15 protein-coding genes and 1 pseudogene are annotated in these 16374 nt (G+C 60.2%); 10 read left to right on the forward strand and 6 right to left on the reverse strand.

Features of this window, described 5'->3' with window-relative positions:
* Positions 1 to 136: 136 nt before the first annotated feature.
* Together AC5P5V_RS08105 and AC5P5V_RS08110 are read right to left on the reverse strand one after the other, a co-directional pair.
* Complete coding sequence (locus AC5P5V_RS08105; RefSeq protein ID WP_231352092.1) at positions 137 to 718, reverse strand: adenylate/guanylate cyclase domain-containing protein; 582 nt, start codon at positions 716 to 718, stop codon at positions 137 to 139.
* Positions 719 to 720: 2 nt separating this feature from the next.
* Positions 721 to 1641, reverse strand: coding sequence for a TIR domain-containing protein (locus AC5P5V_RS08110; RefSeq protein WP_134967901.1), 921 nt, complete (start codon positions 1639 to 1641; stop codon positions 721 to 723).
* 133 nt (positions 1642 to 1774) lie between these two features.
* Between AC5P5V_RS08110 and AC5P5V_RS08115 the strand changes: the two genes are divergently transcribed.
* The 9 genes from AC5P5V_RS08115 to AC5P5V_RS08155 all read left to right on the forward strand — a co-directional run bounded on the left by AC5P5V_RS08115 (position 1775) and on the right by AC5P5V_RS08155 (position 12227).
* On the forward strand, positions 1775 to 3307 hold the full coding sequence (locus tag AC5P5V_RS08115) for an adenylate/guanylate cyclase domain-containing protein (RefSeq protein ID WP_043033494.1): 1533 nt from the start codon (positions 1775 to 1777) through the stop codon (positions 3305 to 3307).
* A gap of 92 nt (positions 3308 to 3399) precedes the next feature.
* Positions 3400 to 4182, forward strand: coding sequence for an E2 domain-containing protein (locus AC5P5V_RS08120; protein WP_369332838.1), 783 nt, complete (start codon positions 3400 to 3402; stop codon positions 4180 to 4182).
* Positions 4127 to 4651 carry a Pycsar system effector family protein gene (locus tag AC5P5V_RS08125; protein WP_464816522.1) on the forward strand — a complete coding sequence of 175 codons (525 nt, stop codon included), beginning with the start codon at positions 4127 to 4129 and terminating at the stop codon, positions 4649 to 4651. The genes AC5P5V_RS08120 and AC5P5V_RS08125 overlap by 56 nt, the downstream gene beginning before the upstream one ends.
* 916 nt (positions 4652 to 5567) lie before the next feature.
* Complete coding sequence (locus AC5P5V_RS08130) at positions 5568 to 5807, forward strand: hypothetical protein (protein WP_126412177.1); 240 nt, start codon at positions 5568 to 5570, stop codon at positions 5805 to 5807.
* A 720-nt stretch (positions 5808 to 6527) separates the two neighbouring features.
* Positions 6528 to 6851 (forward strand): hypothetical protein, encoded by a 324-nt coding sequence (locus AC5P5V_RS08135; RefSeq protein WP_024956858.1) that lies wholly within the window; start codon positions 6528 to 6530, stop codon positions 6849 to 6851.
* A gap of 375 nt (positions 6852 to 7226) precedes the next feature.
* Positions 7227 to 7943, forward strand: a complete 717-nt coding sequence (locus tag AC5P5V_RS08140) for a hypothetical protein (RefSeq protein WP_049401583.1) — start codon at positions 7227 to 7229, stop codon at positions 7941 to 7943.
* Entirely contained in the window at positions 7936 to 9786 is a 1851-nt protein-coding gene (locus AC5P5V_RS08145; RefSeq protein ID WP_024956856.1) for a hypothetical protein, read from the forward strand. The genes AC5P5V_RS08140 and AC5P5V_RS08145 overlap by 8 nt, the downstream gene beginning before the upstream one ends.
* 22 nt (positions 9787 to 9808) lie before the next feature.
* On the forward strand, positions 9809 to 10855 hold the full coding sequence (locus tag AC5P5V_RS08150) for an ATP-binding protein (protein WP_072167141.1): 1047 nt from the start codon (positions 9809 to 9811) through the stop codon (positions 10853 to 10855).
* 826 nt (positions 10856 to 11681) lie between these two features.
* Entirely contained in the window at positions 11682 to 12227 is a 546-nt protein-coding gene (locus AC5P5V_RS08155) for a hypothetical protein (protein WP_126412179.1), read from the forward strand.
* Between the two features lie 124 nt (positions 12228 to 12351).
* On the opposite strand, the gene AC5P5V_RS08160 is transcribed toward AC5P5V_RS08155, so the two are convergent.
* From AC5P5V_RS08160 to AC5P5V_RS08175, 4 genes and pseudogenes are all read right to left on the reverse strand, one after another.
* Entirely contained in the window at positions 12352 to 12996 is a 645-nt protein-coding gene (locus AC5P5V_RS08160; protein WP_134967902.1) for a hypothetical protein, read from the reverse strand.
* Positions 12997 to 13012: 16 nt separating this feature from the next.
* Positions 13013 to 13375 carry an SEC-C metal-binding domain-containing protein gene (locus tag AC5P5V_RS08165; protein ID WP_197637399.1) on the reverse strand — a complete coding sequence of 121 codons (363 nt, stop codon included), beginning with the start codon at positions 13373 to 13375 and terminating at the stop codon, positions 13013 to 13015.
* A 250-nt stretch (positions 13376 to 13625) separates the two neighbouring features.
* Positions 13626 to 14009: pseudogene (locus tag AC5P5V_RS08170) on the reverse strand (VC1465 family Xer recombination activation factor); the annotation flags it as partial.
* 243 nt (positions 14010 to 14252) lie between these two features.
* On the reverse strand, positions 14253 to 15170 hold the full coding sequence (locus AC5P5V_RS08175; RefSeq protein WP_134967903.1) for a DNA-binding protein: 918 nt from the start codon (positions 15168 to 15170) through the stop codon (positions 14253 to 14255).
* Between the two features lie 103 nt (positions 15171 to 15273).
* Between AC5P5V_RS08175 and AC5P5V_RS08180 the strand changes: the two genes are divergently transcribed.
* Positions 15274 to 16359: a site-specific integrase gene (locus AC5P5V_RS08180; RefSeq protein WP_134967904.1), complete on the forward strand. Its 1086-nt coding sequence runs from the start codon at positions 15274 to 15276 to the stop codon at positions 16357 to 16359.
* Positions 16360 to 16374: the final 15 nt, after the last annotated feature.

Genomic DNA, 16374 nt, shown 5'->3' on the forward strand with positions numbered 1-16374 from the left:
CTGCTTACATCCACGGCTTCTACAATCCAGCCCGGCTACACTCGGCGCTGGGCTACCACTCGCCTAACAACTACGCCCGGCAGCTCCGGGCTGCCGCCTGAAACGGCTTCATGGCGTCCGTTTTCAGGGGGCCAGATCAGAACACCTCATCGGTAATCCAGGTTGACGGGGCAAGGTCCAGGTCCGTGAGCTTGGCCGCATGATTGGCCGCGCGTCCAACCCTGACGATGTCGTTGCCGCCTCGAATACCCGTGCGAGCAGCTCGGATTGGGCTGCTGTCGATTCCGACGACATGCCTCACGGTACCTGTCCAGTCGGGGTACTGCTGTTTCAACGCTGGCATGACGATCATCTTGACCGCATAGTTGATTTTCAACCCGGCCTTAGCCGCCGGCGTGGCTTGCCGGTCACCCACCCAGATGCCCATGACACGATCTCCGTCGTAGGAGGTGATCTTGCCGCCCTCTTTCCTGATGATCGTCGCTGCACAGTGCAGGAACGCTTTGTAGATCTCTGCACTCAACTGCCAGGCTTCGGTGTCGACCATATTCGTTGAGCCGTTCAGGTCCGCGTACAAAACAGTGGCACGATCAAACTCCACTGCGTCATTGCCCAATCGCAGATCTTCTGGATCGGGTACAACTTGACCTCTCCGTGTAGACCATCGGGTTTGTGCTATCGCCTGCACGGCGGCCGTCATCTCTTCCAGCAGTGCCACCGTCAGTCCCTCGGCCCAGCTTCGAGAATGCGGGAGCGAATTTGTTCGCATGCCGGTGCAATCAAAGCCCGGGCGTCCGGGCCAGGGGTGTATCGGTAGGGGACGGTCGTGAGCCCCGTGAGATCACTGGGAAGCTTCAGCTTGTCTTCGCGCGGCTCCATCAAGAAGGCGCGCCGACTCCCCAGGAATCCAATGAACATACCCAGTTCAAAGACGACGTTGTCGCGCATGACAGGCCACTCGTCACCGCGGCTGATGACCATGTCATCCGCGTGGGCCACGGCAATGGCAAAGTCTGCCTGTTCCAGCTGGCGCTCGAGCTCGTCAAGTGTGTAGTTGGCGGCGCGGAACACCCCGTGGTCCCATACCACCGTCAGGAACGGGTCGTGCTCGAAGTGCTGTACCAGCAACCGCGTGACAGGGAGCGCCTCCACCGACGACATCACAAAGACCCGGACCTGTCCGCGAGGTTGGGTAATCATGTGATTGCGCTCTTTTAGACGGCGCGAAAGGGTCGCGGCCAGCCGCCGCCAGATGACGGGGTGTGAATCCGCAATCCTGCTGAAATCGATTTCCGGCACCTTTAGCACTACGGTCGGCTCGCGTGCAGTAACAGTTGCCGCCCGCAGTTGCGCCGGTTCGATGGCTGCCATTTCGCCGACGTGGTCCCCAGCCCTTCGGGTATTAACCACTTTGCCGTTGACCAGCACGTCCACGGAGCCGGAGACAATGAAGAAAACGTCGGTCTCTGGGGCGCCCTGAGTGATAAAGGCCTGCCCTGTCCCCACGTCGAGCAATTCCCCGGCCTGTGCCAGCTGGGCTGCGGCCGCGTCCAAGCCGGCCAGCAGGCGGAACTCAGCCAAGGCGGCGATCAGTCGCCTGCCATCATCCGCCGCGAGGCGCTCGACGATCCCAGTCCCCATACTGCCCCCTTGAAAGTGTGAACTGGGTCCCAATATACGCCCAAAGGAGCTGGAATGAATCCGGCTGCCAGCCACGCCGTAGGCGACGCGACCCGCCCGGCCTGGCCTCCTCTTGGGCGCAGGGAGTAGCACGATGGGACACAGCTGGAAAAAAGATCGCACCAAGAAGCGCATTGCCACCCGTTACGCCGAAGTCCGCGACGTGGACATCCGCGATTACAAGCGGGAAACCTCGCTGGTGGATATTCCAGTCAATCGCGCCTATCGCGTCCAAGGGGCGCATGTCTACATCGACATCGTCAATCTGGCGGACATGCTTAGCTGCACTGACATCGAAGGCGAAACCTGCCACAAGCGGGCCCTTCGATTCCTGAATCAGCACTACCGCGCCGTCCATCGCATCCTCGTTGAAAGTGATGCCATCCGTGTGGACTTTCACAACCAGCGGCTGCATGCGGTTGTGACCAAGCCGTACGGCGATGCCAACGAACGCGCCCGGATCGAGCGCGCGGTTGCGATCGCCCAGCTCGCCATCGATGTGCTGGCTGAAACGGGCGACTCGGACGCGCACATCCCCAATGCCCAGGTTCGTGTCGGCATTGACAGCGGGATGGCGTTGGCCGTCAACAATGGTCGTCGCGCCAGCCGAGAACCTCTTTTCTTAGGCTCCCCAGCCAATCAGGCGGCCAAGTGTGCCGGGCATGGAGGGGCTGAAGGCATCTACCTGACGCACGGCGCACGTGCCGTGCTTGAACTGCCTACCTTGACCGGCAACAAGGACCGCACCACTTCGCTGACCGATGCTCAGATTTCCGCATGCGTCGAGGCCGCTGCACTCGGCATTTCCAAGTCGCGCATCATCGAACTCTGGAAAGATGAACAGGCCGAGCTCCCTATCGGCGAATTCAAGTTCAGTCGACCGACGCCTCCGCTTTCTGATCTGGACTTCTCCCTGCTCAGCGCGGCGAACTCAAGGCGATTTGATGGCGTTTCGATCTATGCCGACATTGACGGATTCACCGACTTCGTGGACAAGCACTTAGAGGAGGATCCCGAACATCTGGTTCGAACACTGCACGTATTGCGCTCTGAGCTGGATGCGGTCGTACACGAGGATTTTGGAGGGCGTCGTGTCCGTTTTATTGGCGACTGCCTTCATGGGGTGCTGCTGGAGGGCACGTCACAGACGACAGATGCGCAGGACACGGTCAGCACCGCTGCCCAGTGCGCGGGTGCATTGCGCAGCAGTTTCTCCACTGCCCTGGAGCAACTGAGCGCCGAAGGCGCGGAAGTGGCAGAGCTGGGATTGGCCATTGGCTTCGAACTTGGCCCCCTTGCCATTTCCCGCCTGGGCATGAAGGGGAGCCTTCTGCGGTGTGCCACGGGGCGAGCGGTGTTGGAATCTGAAGCCCAACAACGACTCTGCGACGGTGTGGAGACGGCCATTGGTGAAAATGCCTACAAGGCCGCCAGCGCCGCGATACGGACCGTCTTTACCGACAAGCGAAAGGCGGCGAACCTAGACTATGCCGCAGCGGTGGAGGAACTCGCCGCATCCGGGGACCGCGTGGCGAAGGCAACACTGGAGGCACACTACGCTGAAGTGGCACCCGCAGTGGCTCCTGCGCTCGCGCAGCCGATCCGTCCTCATGTGGCCGCGACGTGACGCCAAGGCCTTTGGAGCTGCTGCAGCGCGTGGCACCGGACTACGGTGCCACGTTGATCGTAGACCCTGTCGGGGGGCTGGTTGGGATCACAGTGGTTCGGGCCGGCGGAGCCGAGTACGCATTTAGATTGCTCGTCTCCGTTGCAGGCGAGCACGTCTCAGTGCGCGAGATCGCCGACCCCGGCATGCTGCCGGGGTTCTGTCCCGATCGGCATATCAACGGTGACCGTAGCTTCTGCCTCGGCTGGGGAGAAGACAATCCGAGCCGGATCCAAGACGAAGCAGCAGCGAGGCATTGGTGGGCCACGGTCTACCAGTACCTGACCTACCAGATCGGCGCGAACGCCCGCCGGGTCTTTCCTGGAGCGGAGAACGGCCGCGCGCACGGTCGTGCTGCGCAGCATCAGGCCAATGCTGAGCAGGCAGCCGAACGACTGGGTCCGGCATTCAAGGCAGATGTGCTCGCGGGGCAGTTCATGGTCCGCAAGGATTCGCGCCCTCAGAAGCGGAGGCTCGAGCTCTGGCACGGCAAACTACTCCTTGCTCGGGTGTCGACGCGCACTGAAACCTTGGTCGGGAGACCCCCAGTCTGCCCATGTGGCCGCGATCCTGACGGTGCGATCACTGCATGTGGCGACCACGCTGCGGCCCTGGTCACTTTCATCTTGGAACAGCACCGATGTGCGCTGGCCGACACAGCTTTCCTTGAGGATTGTGCGGCTGCAGGAGCGCGCTGCTGCGGAACGCTGGACATCTGCGGTCTTCGATCTGCCATCAAACGAACACAAACCGTATCCCTCAAGACAGAGAACTCACCCCGTGCAAGAACCTCAAAATTCTGGCGGCCACCCGCCAAATCAAAGCGACCGCGTTAGTGCCGCTTGGCAGCAGCTGAATTTGGTCTTGGGCTTCTTCTCCCGTGTAGACACAAAACTCTCGGTCGGCCTGGGTATCAACCTGGGCATGCTTGCCATGATCGCGACGCGGCTGCCGAAACTTGATGAACTAACGGCCCTGATCTCGGTTGCGGGCGTTTTGTTCCTTACACCGCTTACTGTTAGCTTCTGGCACCTGTGGTACGGATATTTTCCGGAACTGCGAGGCGGGTCAAATTCGCTCATCTTCTTTGAACGGGTGTCGAGCATGGCCGAGCACGAGTTCTTGCAGAAGTGCGCGGAGCGTACGCTGATGGAGTTCGAGGAAGACCTCCTGGGTCAATGTTGGCGCAATTCCAAGATTCTCTCGTCAAAATTCAGCTGTTTGAAGTACGCGTACATTGCCACTGTTCTGGCAATCGCCCCATGGATGGCACTCATCGTTGTGCTGCCTCCGCCGGCAAAGTGACACACAAGTGGCTTCTGCTCATCCAGTTGTTGAGCCGGAGCCCCGGGCAGCGCTGACAGGGCCGGGCCTTCCGGCCCAAGTCGGCCCAAGGTGAGAAACGGTGCTGGCCATTGCCGGAGTTTGGCCATCGGCTATCACACGCACGTCGCAGTTAGCTCCCTTTCGGAAGGGGATGCCAGCCTAGACGTGCAGCAAACTCACGACGATAGACGGTGTCAATCTGGGGCGGGGCTCGCCGGACGTACTCTTCTGCGAGCGTCGCAGTTTGCCCTGAGAGGCTTGCGAGGTAGGCAACTGCTTCTTCCACTGATGGGACGCGTTGATCTTCCCCGTTGAACTTCGGTGGCAGCGCCGTCCATAGCACAGTGGTAATCCCGCGAGCAGCGGCCCAGTCAGCGAGCCCAGGAATACTCGCCGGTGCTGGACAGCCATGTGTCCAGACCCCCAAGTGTCGCTCCATGTTCTTTGAGGGAATGGCTTCCCGCTCACGCAAGGCTCGCTTGGCGTCGCCCTCGTCGTCGGTACCAGCCTCAACCCAGAAGGAGGTGACAGCAGACGCGGCCGCATGCATGACCAACGTAAGCCGTCCATTGCCGGATTGCCTTAAAAACTCTACGCAAACCGTTGGCCCGTCTGCCAGCCACTGTCCACGAACCGGTAGACCGTCGGGTTGCCATACCAGCGACCCCCAACCAAGATAGGCAATCATCTTGAGCCTCTACTCGACTGCGACAGCCGTGCCGCCCACCACAAGCGGCTCATTTCGTAATCGGTCGAGCCTTTAGTCTCTGCGCTCACCATCCTGGATGCCTCCTCGTCTCAACAAGACTCTGTATTGATAGCGCTACCGCGCCATCTGCCGCGATGTTGCGCTGCAGGGTCCGACGCCGGGCGAGAAGAAGCGCGAAGACGGAGCATGCTGCTGATTGCGGACTACCCGCAAGAGCGGGTGACGCATGCCTGGGAGATAGTCGAACCCGCTGTCTTCAAGCTCAAGTACGAGGCGGGAGAGAACCTCATGCTGCAGGAGCAAGCGGCGTCGCGACGATGCAATCCGAACACCCCGGCACCCTGTGAAAGGAAGCACGAAATGGCTGAAGTACCAGAACAGCTCTTCGGCAATAAGCTGGATGGGACTATCCTGCCCCACCAGTAGCAGGCAATCGTGCAGTGCACGCCCCAAGGCAAAGCAGTCATGCCGTCTGCCCTGCTCATGGGCGACCCTCAACATCACCACTAGTGCCGCCAGGCTATCCAGAGTGCCCAGCCCGCACAAGCCCTCGGTGATCTCTCGTAACCGACGGTCTCGGCGGACAAACATGCCGGCTCGCAAGCTCGCTCCGCTGAACACTTCCAGTTGCACAGGTGCACTGAGCGACATGAGTATTGATTCTCCACAACCGCCAAGTGCCTCGTGGACATTCAGAGCGGCCCAGACCGGTGAACATAGAACCATGCGGGAGCCGGGATAGCGCGCCTCGGCTGCTGCCTGCGTCGCCTGGGACGGGACGTGTTCCGCATGGGCATATTTCACCCACACATTGGAGTGGCAGCCGGGACGCTCCGGGGATATCGACTGTCCGAGCGCGTATGCGCTGGATAGGCCCATTCGGCTTCGCAAGCATTCAAACCACAATCCGACACTGAGTGATCGCAGGCAGTACGGCACGGCTCGGTTGGCGGGAAGTATGCTCGTGCTTGCACGCATGCGGGCAAGTCGCGCCTCGCCGTAAAAGGGTATCTCTTTGAGCGCCATGGCCGTGCCCCTCCCCATTCACCTTTGATGGGTAACGAAACGCGAGTTTGTTACTCCTTCCACCATCCGTATTAGAGGGGCAGAATCAGGAGGACACAAGCGACGGGGTGTGACCACGCCATGACGGAGCGGACCAACGAATCAATCCTGGCCCCGGAACGCCGTGAGATCGAAAGAGAATTGACCTTTCATTTCGGGCCTCTCATCGGCTATGAAAACTTGCCGCGAGCTCTTGGCTATCGCTCCAGCCACGCGCTCCGCCAAGCAGAGGCACGCGGAACCTTGCCCGTGAAGATATTCAAAGTGCCCGGCCGCCGCGGCAAATTTGCCTTTGCGATGGACATCGCCGACTGGATGGTTGGGCTGAGGGCCGCAATCAGTCCGCCGGCAGTATCTGGCACCCCGCAAGATGAAGCGGCTGCTCTGAAGCCCAACCAGGAATGACGCCCCACAACCCAAACTCAAGGGGCCGGGCTTGTAGCGTTTCAAGAACAGACTCAAGACGTCCCCGAAGATGCGCTCGCCGAGCGCCGAGGAGAGTACCAAGAGCCGGAAACTAACATCTCCGAACCCTGGAAATGACTTGCCCCCGTTGGCGCGGGGGCAAGTGACATCTGTTGGAGCAGATGGTGGTGAAACTCAGCCTGTACCCTGAGGCTCACCCTTTTCCTTGACAAAGTCAAGCGACTTCCCGTTCGCGCGGAGGGGTGCGCCCATTTCCTCCCCATCTCATATGGCGGAGGCGAACCTGAATGGGCACCTTGTTCCAATCTCGAGACCGGGCAGACGTTCGCAAGCCGACGGCTGAGGAGCAGGATGATGACCGCAGGAAAAAGCGCGACCGCCAAACCGACGGACGAAGACCGCCGTGAGGGGCATCTGCCCCATTCCCCTCTCGAGCTAGCACGCGGCAAGCGCGACCGCCGCGAAATCTTTGTATTTCAGTCCCCGAAGAATGGGCGGACCGTAACGGTGGCCGACCTGGTCAACTTTTGCCAGGCGCTGATGCTCGAATTTGACCCCCAGGTGGAGATGTATGTTGAGAGGCCGCGTCGAATCACGGTAGGCGAGAAGCGCGACCTTGAGTTGAGCTTCTGGGTCGGGCGGAGGGATGGCACCCAGCACTACCAGTTTGTAATCCCTACAAAACGGGTGGCTTCACTGAGCGTTGGCTTAGTCAAGCTTCCCGCAGATGACGAGCTCATCCACATGGCCTTGAATCAAGGGCTCGTATTGCGACTTGTCCACGAAAACTCTCTGGCATCTCGCGCCAGCGAGGTCGCTGTTGCCTACGAACTACTTCCGCTTGTCTGGGCCAATGCAAAGATCGCGGGGGCCAGGCAGTTGGAAGTGAGGATTGAGGACATGCTCCAGAACGTTGAGCGCCTCACCATGAGCGCATTACAACTGCAGACGGGCCAGGCCCGGTTCGCAGTGGCTTGCGCAGTGGCAAGCCTCGTCTACACCGGCCGCGTACAACTCGTGGACTATCGCCCAGGGGATCCGGATGCCCTCGTGGAGGTGCGTCATGGCTAGGTACGAAATCTATGATCAGGCGACACTCGACGAGTGGTACTCCCCACATCCGGTTGATATTGCACCAGATCATCTCTCCAAGTTCCGCGTGGCTAAGGAAGCACTCACCGCCTTGCTTCTGGGCCGTTCCACCATCACCGCTATATCCCGGAGATATGGAATCTGCCACAAACGCCTGAAGCGCATGGCAATGAAAGCGCCCACGATAGCCCACGATGGCATGCCGCACGGATTTCGCGTATGCATTCCATGGGGCAGTTACTCGACTGAGCTTTCCTTCGAACCCGCGGAATTGCCGCTGGTTCCAGGAAGATTTGCGTGGCACAAAGTCTCCGAAGCTGTGCCGAGTGTTAAAGCCTTGATCGATGGCTTTGCAACCCATCTGCCGCCGGGCCGCCCTCCAAGCGCGTTCGTAAAATTGCACCAACGAGTCCTTGCGGAGCTGAAGCAGCACAACCTGGAGGACAAATTCCCCCTGAACGATCCTGGCAAGGGGAAGCGCTCGCTGCTTGCTTTGCTCAAGCGGCGGCAGTCGGCAGTAGCCGACGTGGACCTTTATGAACCTCAATCGGCATCGAACGCTCCTGTCGCTTTGGAGCAAGCAGTACGGATGGGCCTGTTCGCCAGAACGGAGTTTGACGCGCACCAAATCGATGTTGAATGCAAGATCTCCATCGATATGCCCAATGGCGCGCGTGTTACGCGCAAAGTGTCACGGCTATGGCTTCTCATCGAAATAGAGACTGAATCCAGGGCGGTAACGGGATGGCTTCTCTGTGTCGGCCAGAGCTATGACAATCTTGATGTAGCGCTCTGCTTGTCCAAGTCAATGGAACCCTGGGCTCCCAGGGACCTGACGATCCCGGACCTCTTCTACGCACCTGGCGCTGGAATGCCCGTCTATCAGGCAGCAACGCCGATAGTCACGCGCTCGGCCGCTGTCGCACTGGACAACTTCCTTGCGCACTCGGCCCATGCACTCGAAGCAGCATTCTGCAGGGCTCGGGGAGGTGTGATGATCTTCGGAAAGTCGCACACACCGCGCTCACGACCCATTGTAGAGCAATTCTTCTCGCGCTTGGAACGTGGTGCGCTGCGTAAGATCCCCGGCGGTTTTGAGCCCGCCAAACGGCTGGGGGAAAACAAGATCAGGATCAGCAACTTCTCTCCGGATGCCCATCCCATCCAGATGCACCTTCTCGAGGAGCTCCTGGACGTCATCATAGCCAACTACAACGCGACGCCTCACTCCGCACTCGGACAGATGACGCCGCTAGCGTATCTCACGAATCGCAAAGAGTCAGCGTTTGCGTTTGCGCCGGAAACCTGTGGCCTGGATGCTGCAGATATGGCTTCGACAATCGTAAGCCTGCCCGTAAAAGGCAACAAGGATAATGGGGAGTTGCCCCATGTCACCTACTTGTATGCGGACTACCGATCCCCTTCCCTTAACGATAAATGGGGACTGATTGGCACCAGGATTCTTGCGCGCGTGAATAGGCGCGATCTTCGTTCAATCGTGCTACTTCAAAGTGCCACCGTGCCATTCGGAGTGGCTACCGCGCGAGCGCCTTGGTCGCGCGCGCCGCATGACGAGAGGACGCGAAGGATCATCTGTCGTTGGTCCAAACAGCGCAGTGATTTCTCAATCGCTGGCGTGGAGTGTGCAATTGAAGCCTTCATAGCGCATCTTCGATCTACTGCAGACACGTCCCAACCCGCAGTCGACCAACTTGCGCGCTTGCAGCAGTTGCACTTCGGCCGTCTGCCCGACATTCGGTCCCAGCCAGCTCACATCCCGGTAAGAGTCCCCCGGGGAGGCAAGGTGAATCTTGATGACTAGATCGGACCTTGCGGAGGCCATCATGGCCGTCCGTCGCCTTGACCCCGACCATCCACTTTTCATTGAGTCTGGCTACCGTATCAACACGAAGCCTGTCGAACGCATGGCGGATTTCGTTCTGTACAACATTCAGCAGGGTCATCATGGGTGCTCTCTTTATTCAGAGAGCGGGGTTGGCAAATCCACGGCGCAAGACTATCTAGTCGAAACCGACTGGCGCTGGCTCGTGGAGGACGGACGCCGCGCAGGTGTGGCCAGGGCAATCGTCGCAACCTCAGATGCATGCAGGAGCCCGCTGAGCTTCTGGCACGCGCTTTCACATCAACTGGGAATGCCGCGCTGGTCATCGGCCAGGCCTCACGAGCTGAGGGCACGAATACACAATCACATGCGCGCCGCGTGTGGGCACGCCGACGTACGCAGGTACGTATTGTTCATCGACAGTGCTCAACGGCTCACCAATCTTGAGTTTCAGTGCTTAGAAGATCTTGATAACTTGATGAGCAAGGACAGGCTTACTCTCTTTTTGGTCTTTGTGTACCAAAGTGACCAGCAGGGCATCGAGCTTGGCGACATGTGGCAGCACCATCCGTCACATGTTGTTCGCCGGTGGTTTCTGGACTCAGCCCCATTTCTTCCTCTTGCGGCGCGAGATGAGGTCAGGCATGCCCTGTCGCGCTACGACGGCGCAGCATGGTGGCCGACAGAGGACATGCCATTTTCTAGATACTTCGCCACCGACGCATTTGATCGCGGATGGCGGCTGGAATCTGAAACGGAGATGATTTGCGATGCTGTGTCCGCCCTCCGGAGGGAGGTGGGACTTCCCGAACATAGTGGCTGGCCGATGTGCTCCTTCACATCGACCGTGCGGAATCTGCTAACGAACGCTTGGTTTCAGCAGAGTTTCGAACGCTTCACTCCATCTGACGTCCGTGCTGCGCTTGTGCATGTCGGGTACCTGCGAACCGAGTTCATTCGCATGCGCGAGAAGATGTCCGACAAGGCAATCGCCATCATTGAGAAGATACAGAATACGGCAAACCAGGTAGGGGGAAGCAATGAATAGCTCTCGCGCCGTAAATCCTTCTACGCCTCGGATTGTCGGCGCAGAGCATGAGTTCTATCCATACATATCGGGCTACGGCGTGCTGCAGCGGATCGTTGCACTGGGCATGCCAACAAGTGAGCAACTCATGATCATGGGGGTGAGGCGTAAGACTGGGCGCTCCATGCTCCGCCCTTTGCTTCTGCCGGGCCGGGTGCAGGATGCTTTTGCGTCAGCCATCGAAGTCCGTGACGTCACAACGAAGAATCTATGGAATCCGGCCGCGTGGCTTCCAGTTCAATCACTTCGACTTCTCGCGGGTAGTGAGCTTCCATATATGCGGTGCCCCGCATGCGCACTTCACGGCTACCATTGTTCACTATTTCTCCTTCCTTCCATCTCTGCGTGCCCTTGGCATGGCGAGAAGCTCATCAGCCACTGCGAGGCATGCGGAAGGACGCTGGGCACCAGTTTTGACCACTCCGGTGGTCTCGGGACTTGTACTTGTGGATTTCAGCCAATCGACGCCCACACAGCGCTACTGGACGTCAGGCAATTTCCCGCTCGTGAAGTGTCGCAGTGGGTGGATGACTACCTTCATTGGGCATCACGCCAGCGGGCAGGCCGAGTGATTCACTTCCCCAGTGATGCGCAAAGCTGGCCTTCAGCTCTGGCGCGCCTGATTGATAGAACGACTCCTATGCCGCCCGTCCACCAGGACGATGGCAATGCTCACGTAAGGTATGAGGCTTTCCAGCCATCCGCTGACGATCCGGAGCCAGGGGCGTTCTGGGGCTGGGCAATGATTGGCGGCAACTCGGGCCTCATGTGCGCTCCGCTCCCATTGATGGCCTACGATGCTTTGACGCGGGCCACTGCAGCGGCATGCGCCAGGGTCGGACTTGAAGGCCTATCTGTCCTGAGCTTCCGCTCAACGCACTACGACACCCAAGGACCCACTGAGGTAGAGCGGCACGAGTCGTTCCTAGCTCCCTATGGTGTTTCTGCCAGCGGCGCGACTTGGCTCAATCTCTCGGTTGTCGACCCGATGGTAACGTTAGCGTGCGGCACAGCGCTGGAGCTGGCCGCTGCGGCCTTTGGTATCGCGAACGACAAGCCGGATAGGTCCCCTTCCGTAATCGTCGCTTCGGTATTGGACAGCATTAAGGGAAGATCCGCCTTGGTCGACGCGCTTGTGTGGGTTCTGGCAACCGCTTATGAGGAAGGCTTGGCGTTGACGCTTGCAAGGGTGTTCAAGCTGAATCCGAAGGATGTACTGCCTTCAGGTGGGTATCCGGTCATCGAGCTTCAGGGTTCCGCCCGTTCCTTGAGAGAAGTCCGGGTCGCCTGGGTGACACCTCGAAAAACAGCTAGAATCCAGCAGAAATCCTAAGGCAGGCAGTTCTTAGCAATTTTTGCCATCATTGGGGCAACGGCACTGTCTCGTGCCGGACTGCGAACGGCAGTAGCCTTCATGCGAGTACGCAACACAAGGGGAGGCTTTGCCGCCGCGTGGGCTAATTGGCAATTCTAATGAACCCCCGGCAGTCGTGGGCGTGTTTTATGGGCTTCCGGAACTGTTGGGCGTTATTTATGTACTTCTGGAAATGCCGGGCGTCTTTGGTGAACTTCCGGGAATATCGGGCATCTTTGGTGGACTTCCGGAAATATCGGGCATCTTTGGTGGACGGAAGCTGCCAGGAAGAGGCTAAGCTCACCCCATCCATATCTTCTAAAATCAATGCGTTAGAGGCCGGGCGTTTTCGGTGCGGCAGACACGCACCTTGCGCGGGTCCAACCGCGTCAACAGCGGCGCATCCATGCGCCATATCCGCGGGGGTTCCCCCCGCCCCCCGTGCATCGTCAGGCGACCATTCCTGAGCCGGAATCATGTGGCCAGTGAGATAGGCGCGCCGACGCAACCGGGTGACCAGCTCCAACGCCAGCCCCTCAACAAACGACTCAGGGCCAGCCCAGGCTGACCCTTCGAGCGACCATGGCTCACCTGCAGGCGGAGATAGACCACGCAAAGCTGCCCTGTAGGAATCAAGGGCCAGCCCGAGCAATTCGCGCTCGCTGAAGTAGCAGCAGGCCTTCGGCGACGGGTACGCCGCCGACTGCGGCTGGACCCATTCAAGGCCGTCGCGGAAGGTCAGCATCATGCTGCACCCCCGGAGCTCAGCAGTACGCCGGATGGCAGTGCTTGGCCTTGCGGCCCGAGCCGCACGGGCACGGTTCGTTGCGGCCAACGCGTGGCATTGGCGGTTCCACCGGCTTCGACGCTGTCGCCTTCGCAGTGCTGGCACGGCTGGCCCTCGGCTTGGGGGCTGGCTTGATCGGCGCCCCGATGATCGATTCCGCTTCGGCATCCGTCGACGCTCGTGCCTGCTGGTCGATCCGGCGCACGAAATCCGACAGGGCCATCAGGATAAACGCGTTGAGTGAGACCCCCATCACCGAGGCCTGCTCCTGGGCACGTTCCATCAGATCCACAGGCATCCTCAGGTTGAACTTCTGTACTTCGGGCTTGGGCTTTTTCATGGGGCCACTTTGGCCCCACTTTGGCCCCACTGTCAATGACCCCCACAAGACTGGCATCGCCAGTCAGCAGTAGGGCCCGAGCCACTTGGGCGGGAAAATACTTGTCACTTGTCCTATATAGAGACAAGCCCAGCGCAGCGGCCGCTTCGCGGCCGCTGCTGGGCGCCCCATCTGAGGCTCCCCGAACGGATGAAAATTGACCGAGGTCAGCGGCCGCACCGGCGCGAGCGCCGGCGTCGGCCGCCTGCCCTTGCCGCTGTTTCAACAGGTCGGAGAACGCCCGCGAGCGCCGCACCAGCAGCGACAGCCAGGCCATATCGTGAGGCTCGATCGCATGGTTCTCGGGCGTGATCAGGCGGCCACGGACGACCGCGTAGCCAGCCCATGCCGGATCAATGAAAGCGCCATGCTTGAGGAAACGCAGGAGCTTGAAGGCGGCCCAAGACGGCCTGGACCGGCCAAGCTCCCAGCTACCGATGGTGCGAAGGGACACCCCGAGCATCTCGGCGGCGTCCAGGCGGGTGAGCCCGGAGAAAATCCGGGCATCACGGAACTGCTCGGCAGTGACGTATGGGCGCCTACGGCCATACCCCGCTCGCTTGCGCCCCCTCCGCTGTGAAGAGGGCGTATACATTATGCGAACTGCTGTATCGGGCCGTGGCCGCGTTCGTGTCCTCGGCGTGGCAATGGCTGGAGCCGACCCAATTAAAGTTGTTACGCCGCTCAACGTATTAGTGCTACTTCTCTGAAGTTGGCGCCTCCATCAAGTAAGTAGCGCCATTAGTTGGCGTCCACTAGGCTCGACTGCAGTAACCGAGGTGATTCGGCTCGCCTTCTGGAGGCGAGCCTTCCAAGTAAAAGTGCTACTTCAGCGCGCTCATTGCTTCGGCCGCTTGCGTTTCGGCCTAACATCAGCAGCGATGCGAACTTCTTTGGATCGCTTGAATGCAACTTCCAGCTGAGCTGGCAAATCTCGAAGCCCTGAAAGTTGTCCCTCGAGCGCGTCACATCTGCCACGCAGGATATCGGCAGACTGACTGGCCGTGGCGGCCGCTGCTTGGGCGGTCTGGATATCCTGGCGCAGCTGCTTCTCAAGAGCCCTGTGTTGCTCGGATGCCTTGCTTAGCTGCACCTGGAGTTCTTTCACCTCCTGTCGGGCGCGATCAACATCGCTGAGCGCCCGATTCTCGACAGATCTGGTGTACTCGGCCCAGTCTTCTCGCTCAGATTTCGCCGTTTCTAGCGCCTCATGAAGCCTGGCGTCGAGTTGCTGTCTCGATGCTTCATTTCGATCGGCTCTTCGAAGCTCGACATCCCGCTGCTCTACAAGCTCTGACATCTGCAGACGGAGCTGGTCAACCAATCGCTGTAGCTCTGCAGCTTGCGTAGCGGCAATCCTCTCTCCTGTGAGAGCATCGTCGCGCTCTGAGCGCATTTGCGTCAGCTCGTCAGCTACAAGCCGGGATTTTGCCTCCAGTGCATCACGCCGGGCGGCCAGTGACTGCTCAGCCGCTGCAAGCTCTCGATGGGCGGCCTCCCGGGCATGACTCAACGCTAGCTCCCACCATTGTCCGGCGAGTTCTGCTAACACCGCTGGTGCATCTTCCAGGTCCGGACGCGCTGGCTGCAGGCGCGTGCCAAGTCGCTTCCACCACGTCTCCAGCCAGCGGGTCACGGTGTTCGGCGAGCCTGTCCCCAGGTGAGCCCGGATCCGCTCGACGGTTGGGCGTTCGCCCTTGCCGACCAATTCGTCGGCGGCGCTATGGACGTCAGATTCAGTGATGCCCCGGGCCATGCGAAGTCTCCTTTACTGGCGCCCTACTCTGCTGGTAGCGTACGCGCGATAAGTGATGATTATCGCGGGTACGATCGGCTAAGCGTAGCGTACATTACATAGTATGAAAGATATTTCTACAATTCCCGCACTTGCCGCGACGGCCACCTGCCTAGCACTGCCCGAACAGCTGGCCCAACAGGCTTCCGATGCGGTCCGCGAGCTGCTGGCCGAAGCCGCAGCCGAGAACACCACCCGCAGCTACAGCAGCGCTCTGCGCTACTGGGCCGGCTGGCACGTGGCGCGCTACGGCATCGAGTTGGCCTTGCCGGTACCCGAAGCCATCGTGCTGCAGTTCGTGGTCGACCATGTGCAGCGCCGGTCGGCTGATGGCGAATTGGCCTGGGAACTTCCACCAGCCGTCGACCAGGCCTTGGTGGCCGCCGGCCTCAAAGCCAAGGTCGGCCCGTGGACCTTGGCCACCGTGCGCCATCGCGTTGCCGTGCTGTCCACCGCGCACCGACTCAAGCACGTGGCCAATCCCTGCGAGCAGCCTGCAATTCGCACCGTGCTCAGCCGCGCGGCGCGGGCCGCGGTCAAACGCGGCGAGCGCCCGCGCAAGAAGACTGCGATCACCTTGGCCGAGCTGGAGGCCATGTTGGCCACCTGTGACGACAGCCTGGAAGGAATTCGGGATCGCGCCCTACTCTGCTTCGGGTTCGCTAGTGGCGGCCGCCGGCGCAGCGAGATCGCCGCTGCCGACCTGCGCGACCTGCGCCGGATTGGCGAGGCGGGCTATATCTACCGGCTGGAGCACAGTAAGACCCAGCAGGCCGGGGTTACGGCGACCTCGACCCCGGACAAGCCGGTGCTCGATCGGGCCGCCCTCGCCCTGCAGGACTGGCTGGACGCAGCCGGGATCATCGAAGGGGCGATCTTCCGGCGGCTCTGGAAACAGCGGGTTGGCCCTGCCTTGTCCCCGGCGGCTGTGGGTGAGATTGTCCAGCGGCGGGCTCGCCTGGCCGGACTGGAGGGCGATTTTGGCGGGCATAGCCTGCGCTCGGGGTTCGTGACCGAGGCCAGCCGCCAGGGTGTTGCCCTGCCGGCAATCATGCAGCTGACCGAGCACCGGTCAGTGTCAAGCGTTCTGGGGTACTTTCAAGCTGGTGGTGCTGCAGCAAACCCAGGTGCTCGGCTACTTGAAGACTGAGGCGAGCGATCATTC

The organism is Stenotrophomonas sp. YJH_SMC_130, from assembly GCF_059369035.1.